This window comes from Paenibacillus humicus NBRC 102415, assembly GCF_004000905.1.
Classification (GTDB): Bacteria; Bacillota; Bacilli; order Paenibacillales; family Paenibacillaceae; genus Paenibacillus_O; species Paenibacillus_O humicus.
Genome location: NZ_BIMD01000065.1, coordinates 1 through 25,626, shown reverse-complemented (window position 1 = coordinate 25,626; position 25,626 = coordinate 1). Strand labels below are relative to the sequence as shown.

Annotated in this window: 23 protein-coding genes and 1 tRNA gene; 14 read left to right on the top strand and 10 right to left on the bottom strand. The window is 60.4% G+C overall.

Features of this window, described 5'->3' with window-relative positions; all coding sequences use genetic code 11:
- Nucleotides 1–499 precede the first annotated feature (499 nt).
- Nucleotides 500–1,474 (bottom strand): aldo/keto reductase, encoded by a 975-nt coding sequence (locus tag PHU01S_RS23620; protein ID WP_049868317.1) that lies wholly within the window; start codon nucleotides 1,472–1,474, stop codon nucleotides 500–502.
- Between the two features lie 252 nt (nucleotides 1,475–1,726).
- On the opposite strand from PHU01S_RS23620, the gene PHU01S_RS23615 reads away from it, so the two are divergent.
- From PHU01S_RS23615 to PHU01S_RS23600, 5 genes are all read left to right on the top strand, one after another.
- Entirely contained in the window at nucleotides 1,727–2,884 is a 1,158-nt protein-coding gene (locus PHU01S_RS23615; protein WP_049868318.1) for an MGDG synthase family glycosyltransferase, read from the top strand.
- A gap of 41 nt (nucleotides 2,885–2,925) precedes the next feature.
- Nucleotides 2,926–4,122, top strand: a complete 1,197-nt coding sequence (locus PHU01S_RS23610; protein ID WP_049868319.1) for an MFS transporter — start codon at nucleotides 2,926–2,928, stop codon at nucleotides 4,120–4,122.
- A gap of 17 nt (nucleotides 4,123–4,139) precedes the next feature.
- Nucleotides 4,140–4,739, top strand: a complete 600-nt coding sequence (locus tag PHU01S_RS23605) for a TVP38/TMEM64 family protein (protein WP_021879328.1) — start codon at nucleotides 4,140–4,142, stop codon at nucleotides 4,737–4,739.
- A gap of 334 nt (nucleotides 4,740–5,073) precedes the next feature.
- Entirely contained in the window at nucleotides 5,074–5,217 is a 144-nt protein-coding gene (locus PHU01S_RS25990) for a hypothetical protein (RefSeq protein ID WP_021879327.1), read from the top strand.
- 29 nt (nucleotides 5,218–5,246) lie between these two features.
- On the top strand, nucleotides 5,247–5,543 hold the full coding sequence (locus tag PHU01S_RS23600) for a hypothetical protein (RefSeq protein WP_021879326.1): 297 nt from the start codon (nucleotides 5,247–5,249) through the stop codon (nucleotides 5,541–5,543).
- Nucleotides 5,544–5,630: 87 nt separating this feature from the next.
- Here PHU01S_RS23600 and PHU01S_RS23595 read toward each other — a convergent pair whose 3' ends face one another.
- Together PHU01S_RS23595 and PHU01S_RS23590 are read right to left on the bottom strand one after the other, a co-directional pair.
- Nucleotides 5,631–6,716: an FUSC family protein gene (locus tag PHU01S_RS23595; protein WP_048746514.1), complete on the bottom strand. Its 1,086-nt coding sequence runs from the start codon at nucleotides 6,714–6,716 to the stop codon at nucleotides 5,631–5,633.
- Between the two features lie 280 nt (nucleotides 6,717–6,996).
- Nucleotides 6,997–8,757 carry an ATP-binding protein gene (locus PHU01S_RS23590; protein WP_218032492.1) on the bottom strand — a complete coding sequence of 587 codons (1,761 nt, stop codon included), beginning with the start codon at nucleotides 8,755–8,757 and terminating at the stop codon, nucleotides 6,997–6,999.
- Between the two features lie 186 nt (nucleotides 8,758–8,943).
- Between PHU01S_RS23590 and PHU01S_RS23585 the strand changes: the two genes are divergently transcribed.
- Complete coding sequence (locus PHU01S_RS23585; protein WP_049868321.1) at nucleotides 8,944–9,609, top strand: NUDIX hydrolase; 666 nt, start codon at nucleotides 8,944–8,946, stop codon at nucleotides 9,607–9,609.
- 82 nt (nucleotides 9,610–9,691) lie between these two features.
- Here PHU01S_RS23585 and PHU01S_RS23580 read toward each other — a convergent pair whose 3' ends face one another.
- The gene (locus PHU01S_RS23580) at nucleotides 9,692–10,576 is read right to left on the bottom strand and encodes a hypothetical protein (protein ID WP_049868322.1); all 885 of its coding nucleotides are present in this window, start codon (nucleotides 10,574–10,576) and stop codon (nucleotides 9,692–9,694) included.
- Between the two features lie 138 nt (nucleotides 10,577–10,714).
- Nucleotides 10,715–11,218 carry a metallophosphoesterase family protein gene (locus PHU01S_RS23575; RefSeq protein WP_127510208.1) on the bottom strand — a complete coding sequence of 168 codons (504 nt, stop codon included), beginning with the start codon at nucleotides 11,216–11,218 and terminating at the stop codon, nucleotides 10,715–10,717.
- Nucleotides 11,219–11,433: 215 nt separating this feature from the next.
- Here PHU01S_RS23575 and PHU01S_RS23570 point away from each other — a divergent pair, with 215 nt between their 5' ends.
- From PHU01S_RS23570 to PHU01S_RS23560, 3 genes are all read left to right on the top strand, one after another.
- The gene (locus PHU01S_RS23570) at nucleotides 11,434–12,729 is read left to right on the top strand and encodes an AAA family ATPase (RefSeq protein WP_048746508.1); all 1,296 of its coding nucleotides are present in this window, start codon (nucleotides 11,434–11,436) and stop codon (nucleotides 12,727–12,729) included.
- Nucleotides 12,730–12,753: 24 nt separating this feature from the next.
- Nucleotides 12,754–14,505: a vWA domain-containing protein gene (locus PHU01S_RS23565; RefSeq protein WP_021879321.1), complete on the top strand. Its 1,752-nt coding sequence runs from the start codon at nucleotides 12,754–12,756 to the stop codon at nucleotides 14,503–14,505.
- 351 nt (nucleotides 14,506–14,856) lie between these two features.
- Nucleotides 14,857–15,117, top strand: a complete 261-nt coding sequence (locus tag PHU01S_RS23560; RefSeq protein ID WP_021879320.1) for a zinc/iron-chelating domain-containing protein — start codon at nucleotides 14,857–14,859, stop codon at nucleotides 15,115–15,117.
- A gap of 99 nt (nucleotides 15,118–15,216) precedes the next feature.
- Here the strand turns inward: PHU01S_RS23560 and PHU01S_RS23555 are convergent.
- Nucleotides 15,217–15,292, bottom strand: a tRNA-Thr gene (locus PHU01S_RS23555).
- Between the two features lie 265 nt (nucleotides 15,293–15,557).
- On the opposite strand from PHU01S_RS23555, the gene PHU01S_RS23550 reads away from it, so the two are divergent.
- Nucleotides 15,558–15,992, top strand: coding sequence for a universal stress protein (locus PHU01S_RS23550; RefSeq protein WP_021879319.1), 435 nt, complete (start codon nucleotides 15,558–15,560; stop codon nucleotides 15,990–15,992).
- Nucleotides 15,993–16,163: 171 nt separating this feature from the next.
- Here PHU01S_RS23550 and PHU01S_RS23545 read toward each other — a convergent pair whose 3' ends face one another.
- Nucleotides 16,164–17,696 carry a sensor histidine kinase gene (locus tag PHU01S_RS23545; RefSeq protein WP_069202475.1) on the bottom strand — a complete coding sequence of 511 codons (1,533 nt, stop codon included), beginning with the start codon at nucleotides 17,694–17,696 and terminating at the stop codon, nucleotides 16,164–16,166.
- 216 nt (nucleotides 17,697–17,912) lie between these two features.
- On the opposite strand from PHU01S_RS23545, the gene PHU01S_RS23540 reads away from it, so the two are divergent.
- Nucleotides 17,913–18,131: a hypothetical protein gene (locus tag PHU01S_RS23540; protein ID WP_048746503.1), complete on the top strand. Its 219-nt coding sequence runs from the start codon at nucleotides 17,913–17,915 to the stop codon at nucleotides 18,129–18,131.
- Between the two features lie 176 nt (nucleotides 18,132–18,307).
- Here the strand turns inward: PHU01S_RS23540 and mgrA are convergent, their stop codons facing one another.
- Together mgrA and PHU01S_RS23530 are read right to left on the bottom strand one after the other, a co-directional pair.
- Entirely contained in the window at nucleotides 18,308–19,306 is a 999-nt protein-coding gene (gene mgrA, locus PHU01S_RS23535) for an L-glyceraldehyde 3-phosphate reductase (protein WP_048746501.1), read from the bottom strand.
- Between the two features lie 121 nt (nucleotides 19,307–19,427).
- Nucleotides 19,428–20,804 (bottom strand): HD-GYP domain-containing protein, encoded by a 1,377-nt coding sequence (locus PHU01S_RS23530; protein ID WP_246029328.1) that lies wholly within the window; start codon nucleotides 20,802–20,804, stop codon nucleotides 19,428–19,430.
- 326 nt (nucleotides 20,805–21,130) lie between these two features.
- On the opposite strand from PHU01S_RS23530, the gene PHU01S_RS23525 reads away from it, so the two are divergent.
- Complete coding sequence (locus PHU01S_RS23525) at nucleotides 21,131–22,006, top strand: aldose epimerase family protein (protein WP_232316941.1); 876 nt, start codon at nucleotides 21,131–21,133, stop codon at nucleotides 22,004–22,006.
- Nucleotides 22,007–22,130: 124 nt separating this feature from the next.
- Here PHU01S_RS23525 and PHU01S_RS23520 read toward each other — a convergent pair whose 3' ends face one another.
- Entirely contained in the window at nucleotides 22,131–22,688 is a 558-nt protein-coding gene (locus PHU01S_RS23520; RefSeq protein WP_049868325.1) for a GNAT family N-acetyltransferase, read from the bottom strand.
- A 220-nt stretch (nucleotides 22,689–22,908) separates the two neighbouring features.
- On the opposite strand from PHU01S_RS23520, the gene PHU01S_RS23515 reads away from it, so the two are divergent.
- Together PHU01S_RS23515 and PHU01S_RS23510 are read left to right on the top strand one after the other, a co-directional pair.
- Nucleotides 22,909–24,099, top strand: coding sequence for a winged helix-turn-helix domain-containing protein (locus tag PHU01S_RS23515; RefSeq protein WP_246029327.1), 1,191 nt, complete (start codon nucleotides 22,909–22,911; stop codon nucleotides 24,097–24,099).
- A 134-nt stretch (nucleotides 24,100–24,233) separates the two neighbouring features.
- The gene (locus PHU01S_RS23510; RefSeq protein WP_246029326.1) at nucleotides 24,234–25,544 is read left to right on the top strand and encodes an MFS transporter; all 1,311 of its coding nucleotides are present in this window, start codon (nucleotides 24,234–24,236) and stop codon (nucleotides 25,542–25,544) included.
- Nucleotides 25,545–25,626 lie beyond the last annotated feature (82 nt).

Here is a 25,626-nt window from a genome sequence, read left to right as displayed (position 1 = left end):
CTCTTCTCTTCTCTTCTCTTCTCTTCTCTTCTCTTCTCTTCTCTTCTCTTCTCTTCTCTTCTCTTCTCTTCTCTTCTCTTCTTCTCTCACCGTCCTCCTCTCCTTCCTTCTATCTTCTCCTATCTTCCTTTACCTTCTTCTCTCTTCTTCTCTCTTCTTCTCTCTTCTTCTCTCTCTTTCTGCCCTTCTCTCATCCTCTTCCTTATCTCGCCCTCTTCCTTATCTCATCCTCTTCCTTATCTCATCCTCTTCCTTAACTCGCTTTCTCCTCTTTTATCTCCTTCTCCCTCCTCCTCCCTCCTTCTCCCTCCTTCTCCCTCCTTCTCCCTCCTTCTCCTCTTCCGTTCCCATCGCTCCTCCCCCATACTTTCACGCAGCTCTCCCCCTAAAATCAAAAAGGCCGTCCGCAAGGGACGGCCTCTGGCCTCTTAAAGCGATTTGAATCAAGCTGGAGCCGCTCTTCCGTTCACAGAGGCGCTGCCTCCGTGAAACGCCTCTCTTACCAGGCGTATGCGTTCGGAGCTTCCCCGCCCGGGCCGGGGAAAATTTCGTCGATCCGCTGCAGGACGGACTCGTCCAGCTTCAGCTCGACCGCACGCAGGGAGCGCTCGAACTGCTCCAGCGTCCGCACGCCGATGATCGGCGCCGTCACAGCCGGCTGATGCAGCAGCCAGGCCAGCGACACCAGGTCTTCCGTCTCGCCCAGCTCGTCGCACAGACGGCCATACTGCTCCAGCTGGTCCTTGTGCTTCTCCCAGCGCTTGTCGCCGCTGCGCTGGCCGGCCTCGCCGCGGCGGATGTTGCCGGAAAGCAGGCCGCCGTCGAGCGGGCTCCATGGAATGACGCCGATGCCGAGCGCCTTGGCGGCAGGCAGCACCTCGAGCTCCGGCAGGCGGGTCAGCAGGTTGTACTTGTGCTGCTCCGAGACGAGCCCGAGGAAGCCGCGGGCTTTGGCTTCTCCCTGCGCGACCGCGAGATCCCAGCCGGCAAAATTGCTGGAGCCGACGTAGCCGATCTTGCCTTGGGCGACAGCCGTCTCGAAGGAGCCCCAAAGCTCGTCCCAACGGACGCTGCGGTCGATATGATGCATCTGGTACAGCTCGATATGATCCGTCTGCAGGCGGGTCAGCGAGCCCTCCAGATGGCGGCGGATCTTATAGGCAGACAGTCCGGCTTGGCTGTTGGGGCCGTCATGGCTGTCATGCATGTCGCCATAAGCTTTTGTCGCGAGCACGGTCCGTTCCCTGCGGCCGCCTCCCTGGGCGAACCAGCGTCCGAGGATTTCTTCCGTCCGGCCGGAATTCTCTCCCCAGCCGTAAATATTGGCGGTATCGAAAAAGTTGATTCCGGCATCCAGCGCCGCGTCCATGATGGCAAAGGCATCCTTCTCCTCCGTGCCGACTCCGAAATTCATCGTTCCCAGGCACAGGCGGCTCACCTTGAGCCCCGTTCGTCCGAGCGTAGTGTATTCCATCGCTTTCCAACTCCTTTTTCTAGAGAAATGAGGATCAATGGCAAGATGGCTGGCAGACTATTCCTTTATACCATAAATCACTGCTGCGTATAATCTCCGTTGCGAGTAGGCCGGAGGCCGCCGCCGTCCGACGCCGAAAACAACTTTACCGGCAAATTTCAAAATCTCCATCTTCGCATGATCTTACGTTAACAAGAGACCCGTATACTGGAAGACAGACTTATCCACGCCCCAGGAGGTGCCACCGTGACCATGCAGCACGCAGAGCTTCCGCACCGGCAGCCCAAGCTGATGATCCTGTACGCTTCTTATGGAGAAGGCCATCTTCAAGCCGCTCTGGCCGTGAAGGAATCGCTCGCCCGCAAAGGCAACGACCGGACGGTGCTGATCGATCTGATGGCCGAAGCCCACCCGCTGCTCAATGAAATGACCCGTCTCGCCTACCGCTCCAGCTATACGGTCATGCCCGGCTTGTACGGCTGGCTCTACGACCGTACCCGGCCGATGAAGCCGGATTCCAGGCTCGCGGCATGGCTGCATTCTTTCGGACGAAACAAGCTGCGCCAGGTGCTGCTGCGCGAGCGCCCAGACGCGGTGCTCCATACCTTCCCCCTGTTCGCCGGCCTCGCCTTCAAGCAGACGCTTCTTCCCGGCATGCTCACCGCCGCCGTCGTCACCGATTACGATCTTCATTGCCGCTGGGTGCATCCCGGCATCGACCGCTACTATGTGCCTACCGAGGACTTCGGCCGGGAGCTTCATGCTCTGGGCATCGCCGGCTCGCGCATCTGCGTCAGCGGCATTCCGGTCAAAAAGGGCTTCCGCATGCCGGAGAGCCCCGAGCGGGCGGCGGAGCCGTTCGCCCGCTACGGCCTCGACCCCCGTCTGCCGCTCGTGCTGATCATGGGCGGAGGCAGCGGCGTCATGAGCGGAATCCTCGACGCCTGCAGCCGCCTGCTGAGGATGGACAATCTTCAGATCGCCGTCATCTGCGGACGGAATGAAGCGCTTCGGGCATCGGCCGCCCGAAGGTTCGAGCGGCATCCGGAACGGTCGCGGCTGCATCTGTTCGGCTATGTCGAGACGATGCCCGAGCTTATGCCGCTGGCCTCCTGCCTCGTGACCAAGCCCGGCGGCCTCACGCTGGCCGAAGGGCTGGCCGCCGGGGTTCCTCTGTTCGTCTACCGCCCGGTACCGGGACAAGAGCTCGGCAACGCCTCCTATCTCGCTTCCAAGGGAGCCGTGGAAATCGTCCGGTCCCCGGCCCGGCTCGCGGAAGAAATCATGAAACTCTTTGCCAGTCCTGAACGTCTTACCGAGAGAAGGTTCGCAAGCTCCTCTCTGGGCCTCCCCGGCGGCGCCGATGCCGTCGCCGAGGATTTGCTATGGCGTCTGGGCGGGTATACTTAATGGCAACAGGCCTTACCAGCCGAGCAAGGAGGAACCCGTACATGAATCGATTCCTGAACCGCTCCCTTGGCATCGGAGGAACCGAGATCCCCCTCTATGCCGTCATTCTTCTGCTCGTGGAATTCGCGCGCGGCGCTGTCCTCATCAGCTTCCTGCCCTTGTACGGCAAGCGTGAGCTCGGACTTACGCTGGATGCGGTAGGTGCCGCCATTACGGCGCATTATCTCACCGATACCGTGCTCAAGATGGCCATCGGCTATTTGCTTGACCGCTTCTCCATCCGTTTTGTCGTCATGGCGGGCATGATCGCATCGGTCGCCGGCGTCGTTCTTCTCCCCTTTGCGGACGTTCCCTGGCTGTTCATTCTCGCGGCCGCCATTTACGGAATCGGAATCTCGCCGATCTGGATCGTCTGCCTGACCCAGGTGACAGAGGAACGAAGAGCGGCCCAGATGGGGTTTTTATACATGATTTGGCTCGGGGGACTTGGCGCAGGGCCGATTGTATGTAATATAGTCATGGACCACAGCAGCCGCGCGGCTTATCTGATGATCCTGTCCAGCGTCCTGCTGGCATCTGTTCTGTCGCTCTTCATCAGCGGACAGCAGCGCTCGGCCGTCGAGCGGGTGCCGCTGCGGGAGCAGCTGCCCGCCATGAAGCAGCGCTTGTCCCAGATCAGGCTGCTGCTTCCGGGCATGGTGCTGCAGACGGCCGGCGCAGGCATGCTCGTGACCGTGCTTCCGACGCTGGCCACCGGCCGGCTGGGCCTCACCGGCGCCCAATACTCCCTCCTGCTGACAGCCGGAGGCGTATTCACGCTCGCCGGGCTCGTCCCGTTCGGCAAGCTGTCGGACCGGCTGCGATCGTTCCGCCGCTGGTTTCTCGTCATCGGCTTTTTCGCCGTTGCGGCTGCGCTCTACGCTCTCGCCTACGCTTCGGGCCTCTGGCTGTGCATCGTCATCGCCGCTCTGCTGGGCTTGTCCTACGCAGCCGTCCTGCCGGCATGGAACGCCTTGCTCGCAGCCTATATTCCACCGGGCCAGCAAGGACTCGGCTGGGGTCTGCTCAGCACTGTGGAGGGCATCGGCGGCATGATCGGCCCGGTGCTCGGAGGGCTGATCGCCTCCTGGAGAGGAGAGCCCTTCGTCGTCTGGATCAGCGCCCTGCTGTTCGGACTGATCGGCGTCTGCTACTGTTTTCTTCCGCTGGCCGAAGCCGGCAAGCTCGATCCCAAATAGAACAGGTTGTGTGAAGCATGAGCATCGTCCAGGACTGGATACGCGAAATCAAAACCATGAACCCCCAGCAGCTGGAGCATACGCTGCAGCAATTTTCCTCCTACGGCCCTTTGCCGGGAATTCTGCTGCCGCTCGCCGAGGCATTCATGCCTTTTTTGCCGCTTTTTCTGTTCATTGCGGCAAATGCCAATATTTACGGATTGGGCTGGGGCTTCCTGTATTCCTGGATCGGCGTCTCTGCAGGCTCCATCTGCGTATTCTGGATCGCCCGCTCCATGGGCGGAGGCCTCGGGATGTGGCTGGAGCGCCGCTTTCCGCGCGTGGGCGTATTCTTCGACTGGCTGGAGCGCCGGGGCTTCACGCCGATCTTCCTGCTCGCCTGCTTCCCGTTCTCCCCTTCGGTGCTCGTCAACATCGCATCGGGCCTCAGCAGCGTCCCGTTCCGCACCTTCTTCGTCGCGGTCGTTCTCGGCAAGGCGGTCATGATCTTCATCATCTCCCTGCTGAGCTTCAATATCGGCGATCTGGCGCCATGGCGCATCGTGCTTGCCGTATGCGTCATGGTCATTATGTGGCTGGGCGGAAAAAGACTCGAAACCCGTTACCTGGCTAAATAAGACAAGCCTTGTCCAGCGGAAGGCCTCGGAAAAAGGAGTCGCAGCAGACGGAAATCATTTTCTGTTCGCTGTCGTCCCCAGATTCTCTCCTTTCTGCCGCGGTTGAAATAGGGGATATGGCGCCCTCCGTTTGGCCTCGTCCGGAAGACGGGGCCTTTTGGGCGTTCGTTCCGCTTGCGCAGCTGCGCGGCGGCCAGGCAAGGAAAGCCGGCACTCCCTTCCCCATCAGGCATCTCTTTGACGGCTATGGTCGATATTGGCCGCTTCGGCTCCGATTAGCGGCCGCTTCCCCTACACAAACTGTATAGGCATCTCCCGCGAAAGGAGGATGGCCATGTCCGGCGAACAGCCTTCATTCAAGCAGACCTTCGCGCGCAAAGCCCAGTCGGAAGCAGACCGCTCCGGCAAAGGCAAAGCCGCGGCCAGCGCCAAGCAGTCCGAAGCGGATGCCGCCGCTGTCCGCAAGCACGGCGTCTAACCAGACCCTATACACTCAGGAGGGATCGCATGAGCGAGAAGCCTAGCCATAATGAAATGGAGCCGATCTCGGGTGAGCATGTCGAGGTCGACGGCGTTTATACGAACCAGTGGGGCCGTCAGGAAAAGCTGCAGCGCGGCGATGCCTTCCCCGCGGATCCGATGTGGGGAACGACGGAGTGGAAGCTGGCCGAGCTTGAATTCAGCAACCATCATGCCGGCCATACCGACCCGCGTGAAATCCCGCATGACAGCGCGAACGACCCCGAGAACCACTTGCAGCATCCGCGCCGCCACAAGCACAAAGAGCATCGCGGAGACGAATAAGCGACAAGCAAAAGGCGTACCCTCTTCATAGAGAGTACGCCTTTTTTATGGTGCCGGCCAAGCGGAATTCAGCCGAAGCCGAATGGATCAGTTCTTGATTCGGCTCGGCTCTGCTTCTTCGGAGGCTGCAAGCGCCGGACGGCTGTCCTCCGCTTCCCTGTCCCTGCTGTGCACCTGATCAATGATCTTCTCCAGCCGCCGGAGATGATAGCCGTATTCGAACAGTGCGGCGGCGACGAACACGAGCCGCCGGTGCTGATCCGGATCGTCCCGCAGGTAATCCGTCAGCTGCCGGGCCAGCCGAGTTCCTGTAATCGCTTCCGATGGCACGCAGGCATGCGGCTTGATTTTGCCGTCCAGCTTGAGCAGCAGATGCTCGTGGTACTTGGTCAGCTCCTCGATCTGGGCGTCCAGCTTGACCGCCCAATCCTCCGCTCCGGGAGAGGCGAAGTAATGCTCCTCCACGACGTCCAGCAGGTCGGCTCCCTTGGTGACCGCCTTGATGAGCTGCTTGGCCAGCAGCAGCTGGCGCGCCCGCTCGGCGCGGCTCGAAGCCCGCAGGGAACGCTCGTCCACGAGCACCTTGTAGCGTTCGTCCAGCTTGCCGATCGTCCCGTGCAGCTTGGCCTTCTCGTCGTTGTACACCTGCTCTTTCATTTCGTCGGAGATGGAGGTGCGCAGGAGCAGCGACAGCTGCTGGTAGGATCGGTGCACGTCGCTGTGGAATTGCTTGCGCGGCCTCGGCGGGAAGACGAGCACGTTGACGGCGAAGGCCGCTCCCATGCCGGTCAATACCTGGAGGAAACGCTCCACGGCGAACGTCCAGCCGGTCGCATTGGCTTCCATGACGGCCACGACGGTTACGAGCGTCAGCCCCACCGTCGATTCCATTTTCAAGCGGATGCTGACGAGTATGACGGCTATGATGACAATGCCGACCGCGATCGGATTGTTGCCGATAAGCTGCACGGCTCCCAGCGCGATCATCGCGCCGAGCAGATTGGTCTGGAATTGGTCGCTCACCTGCTGCCACGAGCGGAAAATGGACGGCTGCAGGGTGAATATGGCTGAAACGGCAGCCAGAATCGGAGAGCTGAACTGGAAGAGCTCGCTCAGGTAGATGGCCAGCGCAACGGCGATGCCGGTTTTTAGCACTCGGGCCCCGATGGTCATAAGGGTTGAAATCCTCCTTCTCAGGCAGGCGAATGGGTATTCTTCTTCTTCTCTTATACCCTGTTGCTCCATTGCCTGTAACGTATCCCATGCCCGCTCGAATTCGGGCAACTGCTATATTGTACATTTTTTTCATTTCAATTTATACCTGGCATCGGCTTGCCTCCCGGTTTGAAACCAGAGCAACATCGCTTGGATCAAAAAAGAAGCGCGGACCGGGCATGAATCCCGATCTGCGCTCCTATCGGCAGGTCCTGCTCCTCGCTCCTCCGCCCCGCCGTCACGAGCCCAGGCTGCCCAGCGAGCTTCTTCTCGCGTCCGCGCAGTAGGGCAGATAGATCTGGAACGAGGTCCCTTCTCCCAGCTCGCTCGCCACCCGGATCCTTCCCTTGTGGTTGTCCACGATCTTGTAGGAAACCATCAGGCCAAGCCCCGTCCCCTTATCCTTGGTCGTATAAAAGGGCTGCCCCATCTTGGACAGCTGCTCCTCGTCGATGCCGGGTCCCTCGTCCTTGACGGTGACGAGCACCTCTTCCTCCCTGAGCTCGGTGGAGATGATGATCTTGCCTCCCTCGACCATGACCTCGATCGCATTTTTGAGCACGTTGATGAACACTTGCTTCACCTGGGGCTCGACGCCGTAAATCCAGAGCGGCTCGGATCCGTATACGGCCTCGATCTCGATGCCGTACAGGGAAGCTTGAGACTCCAGAAGCAGCACGGTGTCGAGCATGGTTTCGCGCACGTCGGTATAATCCATCTCATATACTTGGGGTTTGGACAGCATCAGCAGCTCGCTGACGATATTCTCGATCCGGTTGAGCTCGGATTTCATGATGTCGAAGTAGGGGCTGCCGGAAGTGCGGCCGCTGGCGATCAGCTGCAGAAAGCCTTTCAGCGAGGTGAGCGGATTGCGGATCTCATGCGCGATTCCGGCTGCGAGCTGACCGGCCACATAGAGCTTCTCGGAGTTGATCAGCAGCTCTTCGTTTTTCTTCCGTTCGGATATGTCGCGGATGATGACGATCGCCACCGGCTGGCCGGAGAAGGTCGATTCCGAATGGATCAGCTCCGTGCTGATCGGCCGGCCTCCCAATGTGAACCAGTCCAGCTCGATCGCGACCGCGGGAGCCTGGGGAGACGGCCTGCTTGAAGGCTTGCCTCCGCGCGGATGGCGGGCCAGATGGCTGCGCAGACGCTCGTGGCAGTCCGGACACAGGAACCGGTAGACCGACTTGCCGACCATGTCGGATTCATCCGCCGCCTCGAACATCCTCAGTCCGGAACGGTTCACGAATTCCCACTTGCCTTCGCTGATGACGGCAATCATATCGATGGAATTCTCCACCAGCAGCTTGTAGCGTTCATTGATCAATCCGTAGCGGCGGTCTGCAACCCAGGCGACGATGCTGAAGCTGAAGATGATGACAGTTGCAAGGGCAAGCAGCAGCCCCATGAACATCAGGTACTGGTCGATCCTGGCGGTCGGCTGCTCCGACGAGCCCCGGCCGTAGGAGAGGGACTCGAGGGCGAGCAGATGGAAGGCGATCGCCCCGGTTCCGAAGACGAAGCTGGCCGGAAAACGGCGTTTTCCCCCATGTTTCATATAGACTTGCAAGGAAGAGTAGGTACCGGCCAGCAAGACAGCCAAACCGGCGGCCAGCAGCGATGGATTCAAGTCGAAAAGCCGGACATGGTGCATCAAGACGCACATGTAGTGCATGAAAGCGACAGAAGAGGCGATAATCAGGGAAGAAGCCCCCAGCCGGAGCTTGCTTGTCCCCCCTTCTCCAAGCAGCAGAAAGGCGGAATAAGCCGCTCCTCCCAGCAGGAACAACGCCAGGAAGGATTCCGCCGTAATCGATACCAGGTAATTGGAAGCCAGCATGGCGACGAAATGCATGGACCATACGCCGAGGGCGAATACGGCTGAAGAGCCGAGAAACCAGTAATGGCGGAACGGGCGGCGGCTGTTCAAATTACCAACCATGCTGAACATCGTATAGGCGGAGAAGACGATGATCGTATAAGCTAAGGACATGTAGAAGGCATGGTCAAGCTGCATCGTCGAAATCATCCCGTTCTGTATAAGAAATGGGCTGCAAAAAAATGGATTTTGCCTTGAAATTCGACGTACCCGCGAAAAATCCTTTTGGAATGAAGAATCGTCTTTTTGACGATGCCGTTCCATCCGTTCACCGCAGCAGCAGATGAAAGGAATCCGCCCATGAAAAAAGAACTGTTCGATATTTTCGATGACAGCTGGACCCGCATCGGAACAGCCACCCGCGCCGAAACGCACCGGCTCGGCCTGCGCCACCGCTCCTTCCATTGCTGGCTCGTCCGCGGCTCCGGCGAAGGCGCCCTCATCCGCTTTCAGAAGCGGCGGGAAAGCAAGGATACCTATCCCGGCTTGTACGATATTACGGCCGCCGGCCATCTGTCCGCAGGGGAAGATATCCGCGATGCCGTCCGCGAGCTTGAGGAGGAGCTTGGAATCTCCGCCGCCTTTGAGGACCTGCTGCCGCTCGGCTATTCGATTGAAAGGTCGGAGGGAATAGCGGGAGGCGTCCCTTTCGTGGACCACGAGCGCTCGGAGGAGTTCGCCCTCCGCTGCTCCCTCCCCCTTCTGGAGCACCGGCTCCAGCATGAGGAGGTGGCCGGCATTTACGAGGCGCCGGCCGAGGGACTGATCGGCTTGTTCGAAGGCAGGCTGGAGGCGCTATCCGTTCAGGGAGCCGAATGGCCGGAGCTCGCAGGCTCGGGGGCGGATACGGCCCTATCCGAAACCGGGCTTGTGCCGGTCACCCGGAAAATCCGCTCGGAGGACTTTGTTCCTCGTCCGGCCGGTTACTACGCCTCGCTGTTCAGGCGTCTCAGCGAGCTTCCTTGAACCAAAAAGCCTTGCCTTCTCCATCGGGAGCCGGCAAGGCTTTTTGGGCAATGCGACGCCGTTCAGGGCTTTGGCGGCTTTGTTAGACCTGGCGGCTTTTTGCAGCCCTGGCGGTTTTCAGGGCTTTGGCGGCTTTGCGGGCGGCAGGTGCAGCCGCCTTCCGGGCGGATCCCGCAGCCGCTTTGCGGGCGGATCCTGCAGCCGCCTTCCGGGCGGATCCTGCACCCGCTTTGCGGGCGCTTCCGCGTCTGGAAGCTTTCTTGCGGACATTTCCCGCCGGAACGACGCTGCTCAGCAGGCCGGGAATCGGTCCCGGGGCTCCCGGCCCGGGCACTCCGCCTCCGAAGCCGCTCAAGCCGGGCATTCCAGGCATTCCAGGCATTCCGGGCATTCCAGGCATTGTCCCCATACCTTGCATTCCGGGCATTCCAGGCATTGTTCCCATACCTTGCATTCCTGGCATGAAGCCGGGCTGCGGCGATAGGCCTCCCGGTAATCCGCCCGCACCCTGGCTCCGCTGCCAGTTGGAGTACCAGTTGTCGATCAGTCCGTGGATCTGGTAGAAGTAGGTCGAGCGAGGGGCAATGTCCAGATCCCGCAGGATAGGCTCGCCCAGCACCTCGGAGCCGGCATCGTGGATGCAGGCGTGGATATGCTCGATAAAGCGGCCCAGATCGTCCGACGTCGCAAAGGATTGCGGCTGGTAACGGACGCGCATCTCGCCGTTCCCGTCGTAACAGGAGGACATGCGGATGCCTTGCGGAACTTCGCTCCACGGAGCCACCAGCGACATGTCGAGCCCTTGGCCGCGGTACCAGTCGAGCACCTTGCGGATATATTGCCGGTGGAAGCTCAGGAACTTGTCTCCCCATCCAATCGGAGGATTGTCGTTGTCCATGACATGGTTGGCATGATGCCACCGGCGGTGTTCTTCAAGCAGATCGCTTGGAAAATTGGGAATAATCATCGTGGAAGGCCCTCCCTGGTCCATAGGTTGCTACCACAGGATATGCAGCCGCCCTCGGGCTAGTGCCTTCCGCTCCGGTCTGCTCCGGTGAATTCCACTCGGCTCCGGTCCGCTCCGGTCAGCTCCGGTCCGCTCCGGTCAGCTTCGGTCGTCGTAATAACGATGCTCGGCGTGCATCCGCCCGCCCGATAGTTCAAGAATTCCGTAAGAATAGCGGGGCTGGCGCCTCTTCTGGACCGGAGATCCGGGGTTGAACAGGAGCAGGTCTCCCTCCCGCTTGCTGTAAGGGGTATGGGAGTGGCCGAACAGAATCAGGCCGACCCCGTCGTCAGGAAAATTCGACCGCGCCTTCTGCTCCGTCCATCGGCCTTGGCCCAGGTCGCCGTGCACGATGCCGATCCGGCAGCCTGCGAGCTCGATCAGCTTGCGCCTGCCGTAGCGGCGCACGAGCTCGGGGCCGTCATTGTTGCCCGCGACTCCGTCTACCGGCGCGATGTCCTCCAGCAGGCCGGCGACGCGGGGATGCGTCCAATCTCCGGCATGCAGGATATAGTCCACTCCGCGCAGCCCTTCCACAAGCGCATCCGGAAGCTTGGATGCCGAAGCGCCAAGATGCGTATCCGATACGAGTCCAATCCGCATGAGTCCGTCCCCTTTCTTTCGCAGCTTCGGTTCCAGCTTAGCACAAATAAGATCCTTCCCGATACGCTTCAGGAACGCTTTGATCGCCGCATCGATTCGTATTCGGCCGGGCCGCTCTGGTACAATAAGAAGACCGCTACCGCGGCATCCGAAAAAGAACAAGGGGGATCGAGCAGACCCGCCGGCGCTGCTCCGGCAAGAGGGCTGCATTCGCCATGAGCCATAACCTACCCAATAAGCTTCGCGAAGCCGCCGCCCATCTGGAGAACCGCTTCCAGGAACGGGAGGAGCTGATCCGCGTTCTCCTGCTGGCGCTGATGAGCGGCGAACATCTGATGCTGGTCGGGCCTCCAGGCTCGGCCAAGTCCCAGCTCGCCCGGAGCGCTGCCGCCCTGTTCGGCAGCAGCCGCAGCTTCGATTATTTGCTGACCCGGTTCACGACGCCCGACGAGCTGTTCGGCCCCGTCTCCCTGCAGCAGCTCAAGCAGGACCGCTACGTCCGCCAGACGCAGGGTTATTTGCCCGAGGCCCGCTTCGCCTTCCTCGATGAGATCTTCAAGGCGAGCAGCGCCATCCTGAACTCGCTGCTCTCGATTCTGAACGAGCGGATCTTCTACAATGGGGCGGAAGCCAAGGAAGTGCCTCTGCTCTCGCTCATAGCTGCGTCCAACGAGCTGCCGGAGGAGCAGGAAGGGCTCGCCGCCCTCTACGACCGCTTCCTCTTCCGCTACGAAACCCGCTATCTCCAGCAGATCGCCAGCTTCGAGCGGATGTTCCAGGGGCCGGATACGCCCCCGCCCGCCCTGCTCGATGCCGGCGATGTCCGGCGCATCCAGGACTCCGCCTCCGGGGTCGCCCTGCCTGAGCCGGTGCTCGTCATGCTGTTCCGGCTCAAGACGCTGATGGAAGAAAAGGAATACATCCTATCGGACCGCCGCTGGCGCCGGATCGGCCGCACTTGGCAGGTAAGCGCCGCTATCCATGGCCGCGATGCCGTCAGCGTCTGGGATACGGTGCTGACTCCGCATCTGCTCTGGGACTTCCCCGAGGACCTCGAGGAGCTGCGCGGCATTTTTGCCGGCGTCTGGCAGGAGCTGCTGGCCAAGGAAATGGACAAGGAGCTGCCTCTGGCCTCCTACCGCGATACGCTCCAGAAATGGCTGTCCCGCGAGGAAGAGCTGAGCGGCTTCCAGTTCCGCAAAGAGGTCGGCTCTTCCCTCGGCCGCACGCAGGCGGAACGGCTCGCTTCGATGACGGACGAGGCGAGGAGCGAGCTTGAGGAAACCGCCCGTTCCTTGCAAGGACGTCTAGTCGCCTGGCAGGAGAAGGAGAAGCAGCTGCCCGCATGGATCGAGTCGCAATCGGTGTTCATCCTGCATGCCGATGAATACGCTGTCCGCTTCACGCATCTGCGCATCGGAGGCGAGAAGGTTCTCCAGCAGCTCCAGGGGTTGTACCGCACTTTGTTCGACAAGGATATTCCCGGCGTTTCCTATGACTATACCCTTTGACGGCAACCGGAAGGAGGCAGGCCGATGCTGATTCGCAGCGCCCGGGTAGACCGCTATCAGTTCGACGCGTTCGTCCGCTCCTCGCGGACCGCCCGCGAATGGATGAAGGAGGCCGAACGGCAAGCCCCATGGTTCGATCTGGAGCTGTTCGCCGATTTCTTCATGAGCTTCTATCTGGCGGAGCCCGTATTCGAGCATCCCGTCGGAGGCGATCCGTTCCATCGCTGGATGCTCGCCTCCCTGCGGCGGCAGCATTTCTACCGCCTCATCCATCCGCAGACGATCGGCGAAGTGAATGCCTCGTTCAAGACGGCGCTCAAGGCGCTGTCCTGGCTGGCGGAATCCTACGAGGAGGAGGCGAAGCGGCGGGAACGGGAGAAAAGGCCGATCCTGTCGGCCGGCGAGCAGGACAAGGGCCCCGGAGGCAGCGAGGCTGCCGGGGAGCTGCAAGAGCGGCTCAGCGAGCGCCAGCTGGAGCAGCTGCAGCTCGTCGGCTACCGGCTCCAGCAGGGCCGGCGCACGGTAGAGGACAAGCAGCGCGAGCAGGACAGCCGCCCGCTGGACCTCGAGGAGCGCCGCGCCTTGCGTCAGCGGGTCGATGAGCTGCGCGAGGCGATGCGAACCGACTTCCTGCGCCGCGACAAGCTGAGGGCCAAGCTGTCCAAGGCCGAAGCCGAGCTGCAGCAGCTGGAACGCCGTCTGTCCCGTGTCAGCGCCCGCGAGGCGGCGGCCATGCAGCGCATCGAGGATGAGCTCGGCGATTGGCTCGGCCAGTCGCTGCGGGGCTCGCTGGAGCGGGAGAGCCGGGACAGCGGCGACATCTTCGGACTCATGCAGGCGAGCCAGCGGCTGGCCAACCGGCGCTGGGGAAGCGAGCTCGGCCGCCTGCGGCGCCAGACGTTCGAGGAATACAGCCGCTGGATCGAGCAGCTGCGGGGCCGCAAGGATCTGCTCGCTTTTCTGGAGGATGTCGGCCGCAGCGTGCACTCCCTGAAAGCTATGCGCAAGAAAGCCTCCTCGCTGCGCGTCCATGAAGCTTATGGAGGACTGGAGCTCGCCGGCGACATCGCCCGCATGCTTCCGGGAGAAGCAAGCCTGCTTGCCGATCCCGACTTCGAGCCCTATTTCCTGATGAAGCTGCTGGACCGCAAGCTGCTCGCCTATTCTCCGGAAGGAGAGGCCGAGGAATCCCAGCGCGGCCCGGTCATCTGCATGATGGATACTTCCCATTCCATGCGCGGGTCCAAGCTTCGTCTCGTCCAGGTGTTCACGGCCGCGTTCGCCGCATTCGCGCTGGCGGAACGCAGGGACTTCACGCTGCTGCTGTTCGGCGCGAAGGGCGAGGTCATCGAGCATCGCCTCTATCATCAGCGGCCCGACTGGGACCGTTTCTACGGCATGGCCTCCCTCGCTTATGGCGGCGGTACGAACTTCGACGCTCCCCTCGCGAGAGGCATCGACATCGTGGAGCATGTCCGCGGATTTGCCGCCGCCGATTTTGTCATGCTGACCGACGGCGTCGGCGAGATAACTCCCCCGCTGCGGGAGCGTCTCGCACGGCTCTCCGCCCGCAGGAGCGTACGCCTCCATACGCTGATTGTCGGCTCGGCAAGGCAGCATCTTGCCGCGGAATATGATATTCTAGGAGTTTCCCACGTGGTCCGCTTCGCTCAGGCCTGGGATTCCCGCGATGCCGAAGCAGGGAGCCTCCTGCTCGACGTATTCGCCGCAGCGGGCGATAAGCGGGAGAGCCGCCGGCGGAGACTGCTCTTTTGATTCCCAAAGCAAAGAGGCTGCGCTTGCGCGCAGCCTCTGTCTTCTATTCTTCCGCCGTCCTTGCCGCCCGCCGCCTTGAACTGCGTTCAGCGGGTCGCCAGCCATGCCGCGCAGGCCGCCCAAAACGGCAGCGACAGAGCCAGTCCGTTCAACAATCCGGTCAGCAAATGGCCTTCCCGTCGAATCATGAGACATCTCTCCCTGTTTTCCGTAATGGATACATTATGGCCCTTGCGGCCGCCATTTAGACGGAGCTTGGTTGACTTGTCTTACCCCGTGAAGCGTTTTCACAAACTTCGCGTCCGGTCTGCCGGGCGATTGAATCTATTCTATGCAAAGAGGTGACTCGTTATGATCTGCCGAAGCGGCTGCGCCGCCTGCTGCATCGCCCCTTCGATCTCGTCTCCGATTCCGGGCATGCCTGACGGCAAGCCCGCCGGAGTTCCCTGCGTGCAGCTGCTGCCGGATCTGCGCTGCGCCCTGTTCGGCAAGCCCGACAGGCCTGCCGTATGCGGAGAGCTTCATGCAGCAGCCGATATGTGCGGCGATTCCCGCGACGATGCCCTCGCCTATCTGGAATGGCTCGAAAAAGCTACCGCTCCCGGCGCATGACGACCGGGAGCTTTTGTCGGAAAAAATAAAAAAACGCCGCTCCCGACAGATGTCGAAAACAACGTTTTTGCGAAGGGAATGAATCCTGAAAAGTTGAAATGGTGCTGATGAAGGGATTCGAACCCCCGACCTACGCATTACGAATGCGTTGCTCTACCAGCTGAGCTACATCAGCAAATCCTTGGTTGTCGCTCACGTCCGCTTGTCCTTGTTTTAACCAAGTTTTCGTCAGCGGCGACTTTTATAGAATACGCATTTTCGCGAATAATGTCAAGCATTTGTCGACGGGTTTCTGCGGCTGCACATGTGACGAATTTATGTCCGCCGTTTCCGCTATGCCAGCGGCGGGTAATGTAACGACAAGTAAGACTCGCGCTGCATAAGGATGCCGGAATGGATCCGGGTCGGAGCGAGCATAACAGAACGGAGGCGCATCGAACATGCCCTATTCCAAAATCATTGTTGGATACGACGGCTCGGAACAGTCCGTCCGTGCCCTGAGATCGGCGATGGAGCTTTCTTCTACCTTCAAAGCGCTGATTGAAGTCGTCCATGTCTATAATTTGACGCCGATCGTCGTTGGCGAGACGGTCGCAGGCTCGCCGCCCGCGGCAACGGAATCCATGAAGCTCGAAGCCGAGACGGTAGCTGCGGAAGCCCGCACCATCATCTCCTCGGTAACGGATACTCCGATCGAGGTGCTTATTGCCGAGGGCGATCCCGGCAAGACGATCACATCGATGGCGGAGGAACGCGGCTCCGATCTTATCGTCGTGGGAAGCCACGGGAAAGGCGGCTTCAAGGAGCTGTTCACGGGCAGCGTCAGCCATTACGTGACCCAGCATGCCAAGGTGCCGGTGCTCGTCGTCAAATAGGCGGACAGCCGGACAAAGCGTGTTCCAGCACGGCTTTTCAAAGGGAGCCATACGGACAAAAGCGGAAAAGAGCCGGACGGCTCTTTTCCGCTTTTGCATGTCTGTCGGCTTCCCATATGCCGCTCAGGAAGTAGAACAAGCCCTTCCGCTGCGGGAACGAAGGGCGGCCGCTCATATCCGCTGCGGTTCATCGCCTTCCTCTCCAGCCCCGCCGAAGCTGCTGTCGGCAGGCATGCGGAAGATGAACGTGCTGCCTTCTCCCTTGTCGCTCTGCAGCTCGAGCATGCCTCCGAGCAGCTTGGACAGCTGCAGGCTGATGGAGAGGCCGAGGCCGGTTCCGCCGTACTGGCGGGTAATGCTGCCGTCTTCCTGCTGGAAGGCCTCGAAGATGAGGTTCTGCTTCTCCTTGTCGATTCCGATACCGGTGTCCTTGACGGCGAACACGATCCAGTCCACTTCGGGCAAGGCCGGCATCGGCTGCCGGGAATTCCCCCTGCTACGCAACCGTGCGGACGCGCGGGTTCCGAACAGTTCTTCGTCCGGTGCCGGGAGCAGCGCCCTGCGTTCACCGGAAACCTTGAGCTCCACGAAGCCGGTCTCGGTGAACTTAAAGGCGTTTGTCAGAAGATTGCGAAGCACCTGATTGACGCGCAGAGCGTCGGTCAAGAGCATCTGGGGGGAATCCGGCTCGATCTCGACCCGGAACGGGAGCCCTTTTCGGTCGGCGACCGGCTGGAACTGCGCCTGGACGGAATGCAGCAGCTCGATGGCCGGAACGTTCTCCAGGGTAAGCTGCAGCTTGCCGGCTTCGACCTTCGACAGATCGAGAATATCGTCAATAAGATGCAGCAGATCCACTCCCGCTGCTTTTATAATGCCCGCATAACGCTTGTCCTCTTCGCCGTACGCCTCGTCGCCGCTCTCCTGGATCAGCTGCGAAATCAGCAGCATGCTGTTCAGTGGCGTCTTGAGCTCATGGGACATGTTGGCCAGAAATTCCGACTTGTAGCGCGACGAGAGCAGCAGCTGGCGAGCCTTGTCCTCCACATCCCGCTTGGCTTCCCTCAGCTCCTTGGTCTGCCTGCGCAGGATCAGGTTCATATTCTTGAGATCGACCATCCGCTGCTGATCGAGGCTGAAGTCGCGGATCATGTACACGAAGAAGGCGCTGAGGAGAAGCGAGAGCAGCAGCGTCAGCGGCGCGTACTCGCTCCAATAGACGGACAATGGAAGCACGCCGAGCCAGGATATATTGATGCAGTTGAGCATGTTGATGACGAGTATGATCACAACGGCCTTCCGGAAAAAGGTCCAGCGGCTCCGGCCGAGGAAGAAGGCGAGCAGCGCTCCGGCGGCGCCCAGGACGAACATGTTGCCCATGCCGGCAAGAGAGGCCGCATGGATGCCGAATAGAAGCCTGCCCAAGCCGATTCCGATTCCGATAGCCATAATCTGCCAAGGCTTGCTGAGGATCAGGACCGCCATGATCAGCGGCACATAACGGAGATCGAACAGGATATGGTCGTTCACCCGAAGGCCGAATACCATCGTCAGCCAGCCGGATGCGATAAAGATGATGGAGGCCAGCGCCTCCTGTATGCCGGGCCGCAGCCATTGGAAGGCGGTTTTATAGCCAAGATTGAACAAATAGGCGATTGTGATAAGCAGGCTGATGTTCATGAAGAAAACTTTGGATAGTGCCATGCCAGCCTCCGTCAGTTTCTTTGTATGCCTATATTCTACATCAATTCTCAGCCTTCATCATCCATTGCCTGTCATTTCCCTCCTCCCTTCATGCGAATAACAGGCTCTATAACGATGCTTGTTGAATAATGTTCCTATTTCGTTCATATTCCTTTAATGCGTTTAATGTAAAATAAGGGAAGGAAAGATTAATTTCACAAGGGGGTGCTGTCCGATATGATGCAGCCGATCACGTTCAAAAACCGTTCTGTCCCCGTCTACTACCCCCCGGGACAGGAGGAAGCGCTGAAGGCGCTCCCGGGCAAGCTGAGGGAGCTTGAGCTCAACTTCGATTTTCGCAAACGATGGAAAGAGATCGCATCCGTCGAGATGTCGCGCGACGTGGCGATCTTCCAATATCATGACGGAACGAAGCTCTATCTGGAAGTAGGCTAGGCCCTGCCCGCCGGCGGCTCAGTCCGGGCCGCCCTGCTCCGGCAGAAGGCTTGAACTCCGTCCGGCCTCTCAATGGATTTTGGCATCAGCACAAGCAGGCGCAAGGGAGAGTGTCTCCCTTGCGCCTGCTTGGCGTTTATGGATGATTGTCCGGTCAGCCCGTACCCATTCCCTGCTTAACCCTCGCGGCGCAAAATGCTCTCGATCTTCTCTAGCTCTTCTCCGCTGAATTCCAGGTTGTCGAGCGCGCGGACATTGTCCTCGATCTGCGATACCCGGCTTGCGCCGATGAGGGCGGAGGTGACCCGCCCGCCGCGCAGCGTCCAGGCAAGCGCCATCGCCGCCAGCGACTGGCCGCGCTCCTGGGCAAGAGCGTTAAGCTCGCGGATCTGCGCCAGCCGGCCCTCGGTAATCTGGCTGCCGCTCAAAAATACGCTTGGTCCGCCGGCCCGGGAATCCGCGGGTATGCCCTGCAGATAGCGGTCCGACAGCATGCCGCCCGCCAGCGGGGAAAAGACGATCGAGCCGATGCCCTCTTCCTCCAGCACATCCTGAAGCCCGTCCTCGATCCAGCGGTTGAACATGGAGTAGGACGGCTGATGGATCAGGCACGGCGTGCCGAGCTGCTTCAGGATGTACGCCGCTTCCCTGGCCTGCTCGGCGCTGTAGTTCGAGATGCCGGCGTAGAGCGCCTTGCCGGAACGGACCGCATGGTCCAGAGCCGACATCGTTTCTTCGAGCGGCGTATCCGGATCCGGACGATGGTGATAGAAGATGTCGACATACTCCAGGCCCATCCGCTTCAGGCTCTGGTCGAGGCTGGAGAGGATGTACTTGCGCGAGCCCCACTCGCCGTAAGGTCCCTCCCACATGTAATAGCCCGCCTTGGTCGAGATGACGAGCTCGTCCCGGTATGGCGCAAGATCATCCTTCAGCATCCGGCCGAAATTCTCTTCGGCGGAACCAGGCGGAGGCCCGTAATTGTTCGCCAGATCAAAATGGGTGATGCCCAGGTCGAATGCCCTGCGCGCCATTTCCCTGCCGTTCTCGTAGCGGTCGTTTCCTCCGAAGTTGTGCCACAGTCCGAGCGATATTGCCGGCAGCTTCAGCCCGCTGCGTCCGACGCGGTTGTACTTCATCGATTCGTACCGCCCGGAATGAGCTTGATATCCCATCTCCATTGTCCTCCTTGAACCTCTATAATCGCCGGCAGCGGTCATGATGAAACCGGCGTCCAGCTAATATGCTCATTATACCTCGAGAAATCGGCGCTGGCTTGGCCGATCCAGGACCGGCTCAGACGGTCAGCGTGCGGGTGCGCGGCGGGACGACATGCATGTCGGTAGCCGTTTCCGCGAAAAACCCGGGCTCTTCCTCCGCCAGGCTCAGCCAGGCATCGACGCAAGCCGGATCGAATTGTCGGCCGCGCTGAGCCGAGATGATCCCGAGCGCCTGCTCATGGGTCATCGCCTTGCGGTAGGACCTGGACGAGGTAAGCGCGTCGTACACGTCCGCGACAGCCGTAATGCGCGCGAACAGCGGAATCTCCTTCTCCCGCAGCCGGTCCGGATAGCCGGTGCCGTCCCACCGTTCATGATGGGAGCGGATGACGGCAAGCTCTTCCCGCATGAAGCCTAGCTTGCGGCACAGCTCATAGCCGTGTACGGGATGAAGCTCGACGACGGCCCGCTCCTCCTGGGTTAGCACATCGGGCTTGTTCAGGATCGACTGCGGAATCTGCAGCTTGCCCACGTCATGGATGATGCCGCCCTGGCCGATCGCCATGAGGTCGGATGAAGCCAGCCCCATGCGCTCGGCCAGCTTCAGGGCGTACAGGGCGACCCGGTAATTATGGCCCGCCGTGTAGCCGTCCTTCTCTTCTGTCGCCTGGATGAGCGCCTGGACGCTCGGCGAGATGCATTTCTGCAGCCATTCCTTAGGATCCGAGCGGAACAAGGCTCTCATGGAATCCAGCAAGGAATGGGAGCTGGCATATTGGAGCAGGATGCCCGCCGCCACAGCCAGCAAGGACAGCAGAAGCAGCACATGGTACAGCCACCAGCTCAGACGCCACGGCTCGCCGAGAACCATGATGAGCTGACCCGCGCCTAGCCAGCCGCAGCTGTAGACGATGGAGAGCTGCAGCGGCATCCTGGCGGCCTTGTAGCCTTTCCAATAACTCCGTGCGGCGCTGGCGAGCAGGATAAGCACGATCGCCGTCGATGCGGTTCTCGTGGAGTCCCTCTCCGACCACCCCGCGAGAATATGGGGGTGGTTCATGGCGGAGAAGAAATAAAGCATCAGAACGACTGTCCAGGCAGGAACCAGCCACCGGTGGAAGCGCCCCAGGAACAGGACGAGCGGACGAGCCGCGTTCACGCCGGACAGCGCCAGCCATACGGAGGCGATGAGGATGCCCAGCTGCGAGGAAATGCCCTGGACGGAGTTGTGCTCCATGATGAATCCCGGCGTGGCGAGTCCGTGCAGCATGATCAGCGCCGTCATGGAGATGTAGGCCAGCGCCAGGAACGATACGCCGATGTTGCGCAGCTTCATCCCGGTGTAGCCCATCGCCCCCGCCAGCAGCAAGGAGAAGACGGAAACGATCGTCACGATATAAAAATGTCCGACTGGGGAATGCCAATAGATGTCCAGAGTTCCGGACCATCTCAAAGCCTGGAACAGAATCAGGGGCAGCAGTATGAATGCAGCAGCCGTAAGCAGCTTCCGGTGAGGAGCGCGCATGGGACTGAAGATCACCTCGTATGACCGCATCGGGACGAATGGTGGAATAAAAGGCAGGACTTATGGATGCCTATACAAATAACGGCCGCTGCATTAATATGGGAAAAATAAGCTTTATCCGTAGCATACCTTATCCTGGAAAGCTTTGAACAGAGCCAATATTCAAATTTATGACCTTTAGGTCCCGTATGAAAGACGAATGATGGAAGATGCTGTCTTTTGAAAGGAATTATTTCTATAGGAGTTGAGACCTATTGTCATATCAATATGAAGTCAAAACATACAAAGAAAAATTCGAAATGGTCGAGCTGACGGAGGCGGCAACCCGCTCCCGCGTGCTGATCTGTCCGGAACGCGGCGGCATCGCCCTGCAATGCCGGCTGAACGGCTATGAGCTGTTCTATCTCGACGAGGCCACGTTCCTGGATCCGGAAGCGAACATACGCGGGGGCAATCCCGTGCTCTTCCCGATCAGCGGCCAGCTGGCCAATGGAGAATACGAGTGGAACGGACGCAAATACCGCATGCGCAATCACGGAGTCGCGCGCACCGAAGCCTGGGAAATCGCCGGCATCTCCGATGACCGGGAAGCCTCCGTCACCCTCCGCCTGCGCAGCAGCGAGCGGACGCTGGAGCAGTTCCCGTTCGAGTTCGAGCTGCTGTTCACGTACACCCTCAAGAACGGCGAGCTGTCCATCTCCCAGCAATACCGTAATCTGTCGGATTCTCCGATGCCGATGTATCCCGGCTTCCATCCCTACTTTGCCGCGGATGCCAAAAACCTTTCCTATCGAACGGATGCTACCCGGTACCTGGATTACAACGACGGACAGGAAAAGCCGTACGAAGGCTCCCTCGATCTCGGGAGCATGAAGGAATCGGCCGCTCTGCTGGATGCGGAGGCTCCGGAGATCGCCTTCAAGCCTTCCGGAAACCTTGCGGTCCGGATGCGCTACAGCGGCAGCTTCCGCTACGTCGTCCTGTGGAGCGTAGAGGACAAGCCGTTCGTCTGCGTGGAGCCCTGGATGGCTCTGAACGGCGAGCTTAACCGCCAGGAGGAGCTCGTGCTCGTCCAGCCGGGCGAGCCCGTCGAGGCCGAGCTGGTCATCGGCGCATCCCATACGCTGTGATGCTTTGATGCCGCTGCGGCATCGCCGCTGTGCCGGCTGGTGTGCCCGGCTGGTGTGCCCAAACCAAAAACGGACCTGTTCCCCTCTCCAAGGGGAATCAGGTCCGTTTTTGGTTGCATGTCCATTATCGGATTTCTTTTTGGTAAAGGCAGAAGCCGTTGTCCGATCTGCCCATGAACGTATATCCAAAACCGCTGTAAAATGCGTTGAGCTTGTCGTTGCTGCCGATGCAATCGAGCCGTATCGCCGACTTGCCTTCGCAAGCGGCGCCCGTCTCCGCCCAGGACAGGATGGCCGCGCCGATGCCTTGACCGGCATAGTCGCGATTGACGGCCAGCCGGTGCAGGTACAGATAGGGCTCGTGGCCCTGCTCTCCCCACAGCTCCTTGTCCCACTCGCCGGGCTGCTGAAGCAGGATGACCATTCCGGCAAGCGGCCGACTCTCCTCCGCCGAGGCCTTCGGGCCTGCCCGGAACAGGAACGCCTCTCCTCTGGCCGCCGCCTCTTCCAAGCCGTGGCTGTCCTCTCCTCGGAGCAAGCCGTTCCACTGCAGGGAACCGCTGGATTTCAGCCATCCGGCGATGCCCCGGAGCATATCCATCGCTTCCGCCGTTCCTTCCGGCCGCAGCCTCTCGACCGTCAATCCGCCCGCTTCCGCGCGCATCATCGTAATTCCATTCATAGCGATCCCGTCCCTTCCAGCGGTTTGCCCGCGCTTCCTCATCCAAGATCGCGGCTTGAGGAAGCCATCTGACGCGGCGGGCCTTGTACCCCCATTGTATCGCGGCGGCCTCATCCGCGCGAGCCCCCTGATTCTTCCTCGGCTTCTGTGATTCGGCTGCTTCTGCCCATCGGATGCACTGTTGCCATGTCCGCGCCGGATTTCCCCCGAAAATGCTATAATGACCCGAAGCAAAGAAAAGGGGATCGGGATGATGCTGGAATTCAGCGAAAACGGATATAAGGTATCCTCGAACGGGGTAACGGTCGAGCTGTTCGCCAAGGAATACGCCCTGCTGCGATTTCTTTACCGCAATCAAGGAAGCGCCTTCAGCCGGGAACAGCTGCTCGACCGGGTATGGCCTCTCGAATATCCGGTCGAACGCACCGTAGACGACCATATCTACAGGCTCCGCAAAAAGCTGGCTCCAATCGAAGGCCTGGCGATTCGAACCGTGCGCAGCTACGGCTACTGCCTCACCGTACGTTCCCGGCCGGCGGGAATCCATGCGGTCCCTTCGGCTGCCGACGAAGAGCTGCGGGAGCAGATGCGCGATATTTTCGCCAAATATCACCGCTACGGCCAAGGGACTTCGATGCTCGCGCTTGCCCGGCAGCAGGATATTCTCGGTTATGAGCTGGACCCGTTCTATACGGTTTACGTTCACTTCGTCCAGGGAGACGTGCGATGGCTGCTTGAGGGAGGAGGCTTGCCAACTTCCGAACGGGTCTACTGGCTGCTTTTGTTCCACCTGTTCGCCGGGGAGCCCAAGGCCAGCCTGGACTATTGCGAGCGGGTGCTCGAGACCGGGAAGCTTCCTCCTGCCCAGCACCGCGAGATCGAGATGCTCAACATTCTGGATTTGTACACACTGGCCGGAGCGCCGGACAAGGCTCTGGAGCGGATCGAGCGGACACGCAGCCTGATCCTGGAGGATCCCGGGTATGAAAGCTTCGAAACGCCGGCCGCCACATCCGCGATGTACGCCCATCTCCTAAGCGGCACGGGCGACCGGGAGCTGCAAGCCATTTCCACTTCCATCGAGCAGCTCCTTGCGGCCAAGCCTTATCTGAGGGAAATCGGCAGCTACTCCATCGTGAGCGGGCTGTGGCGGCTGAGAAAGAACGAGCGCCGCTCCGGCGAAGCGCTGCTCGACGAGGGACTTGGCGTGCTGGAGCTGTCCGGATTCGTCCCGATCAGGCTGTTCGGGCTTTACCGCATCGTCCAATTTTGCCGAAGAACCGCCTTCAAGGGCAGTCCCGAGGTGACACGCAAATACGCGGAGCTGTTCGCGGAGGCGCAAGCCCGCTGCGGACTTCCAGGCCTCTTGCCGAATATCGAAGCCTTGCTGGACGACTGCTTGTCGGACTGACATCCGAAGGATGAATGACGGCACGGGAACCGCAACGGCCTTCAAGACGTTCCTCCTCCTGATATTTCTCTGACAATCCGGCGGTATACTCGGCTCAACAAACGGCCGATGCCAACGGACAGGGGAAGATCACCATGGGAATTGAAATGCCGACGAGCAATCATAAACGCACCCAAAGAGGCCTGCTCGGCAACAAGCTGTACAGGCGCACCTTCACCGCTTACGCAGCAGCATCCTTCGGCGACTGGTTCGATATGCTCGCCATCCAAGTGCTGGTCGCCTATCGCTGGGAAGCCGGTCCGCTCATGCTGGCGCTTGTTCCGGTCAGCCTGGCGCTGCCGGGCATCGTGCTGGGATCCGTGGCGGGAGTGGCCGCAGACCGGCTCAACAAGCTGCAGCTGATGCGATGGTGCGATCTGCTTACCGCTGCGCTGACCGCCGCCCTGCTGCTCGTTCCGAACATGTTCTGGCTGCTGCCGGTGCTCGCGCTGCGTTCCGCCGTTTCCGCGCTCAATGTGCCGGCCCAGCAGTCCTTGACCCGCAGCCTCGTGCGGGAGGATCAGCTGCTGCAGGCAGCCTCGCTGAACGGCCTCGTGAACCAGAGCTCCAAAATCGCCGGCCCCTTGCTGGGCGGATTGGCCTTGACGGTCCTTTCCCCCGCATGGTGCATCGGATTCAATGTCTGCATGCGGCTTTTCTCTTATGCCATGCTTTTGTTCATCAAGATCAATGCCATTGACGGGAAAGCTGCGGCCGTCTGCGGCTCTGCCCGCAATGGCAGCGATTCTTCTGAAGGCGGCAAGCCGCTGCCGTTCCGCCAAATGTGGAAAGAAGGCTGGAGCTTCATCCTCCGGAACAGGCTGCTGCGCAATACGATGCTGTTCGGCCTGCTCGGCGCGTTGTCGATCCAGATCGTCGATTTCCAGTTCGCAAGCCTGTTCCTCGTGCTTGCGCCCGACAAGGAATACATGCTCGGCTGGCTGGTTGCGGCTGCTGGAGCCGGCGCGGTTGGAGCGATCGCTCTCCTGAACAAGATCGGGCGCAGCCTGGGCTACGGCTTGCGTCTGGGCGGAGGGTACGCGATGATCGGCGCGGCGGTCGGGGGACTCGGTCTCCTGCCTCCCGGCGCCGCTGCGCTGCCGGTCCTTTTGCTCGGCCTGCTCCTCGGAGCCGGCAACGGCATGTTCATCATCGCCTTCAATTATTGCCTTCAGAAGGAGACGCCTCCGGGCATGACCGGCCGGGTGTTCGGCATCCAGAGCATGGTCCTCAGCACGGTCATGATCGCCGCTCCGCTGCTCGGCGGATTCCTGGTCGAGCTGGCCGGCCCTCGGGAAATCTTCGGCCGGTTCGGAGTCGTCATCCTTCTGCTCGGCGCAGCCGGAATCCTGCTCAGCCGCTGGCTTTGGCCGGCCGAACAGAAACGCGTGGATGCGGAGGCCTGAAGCTTGAAATCCGAGCCCAGTTTCGCTTCGCAGCCCGGATGGGCCTGCGGAGTGAACCCAAATTCGCTTCGCTGCCGGACGG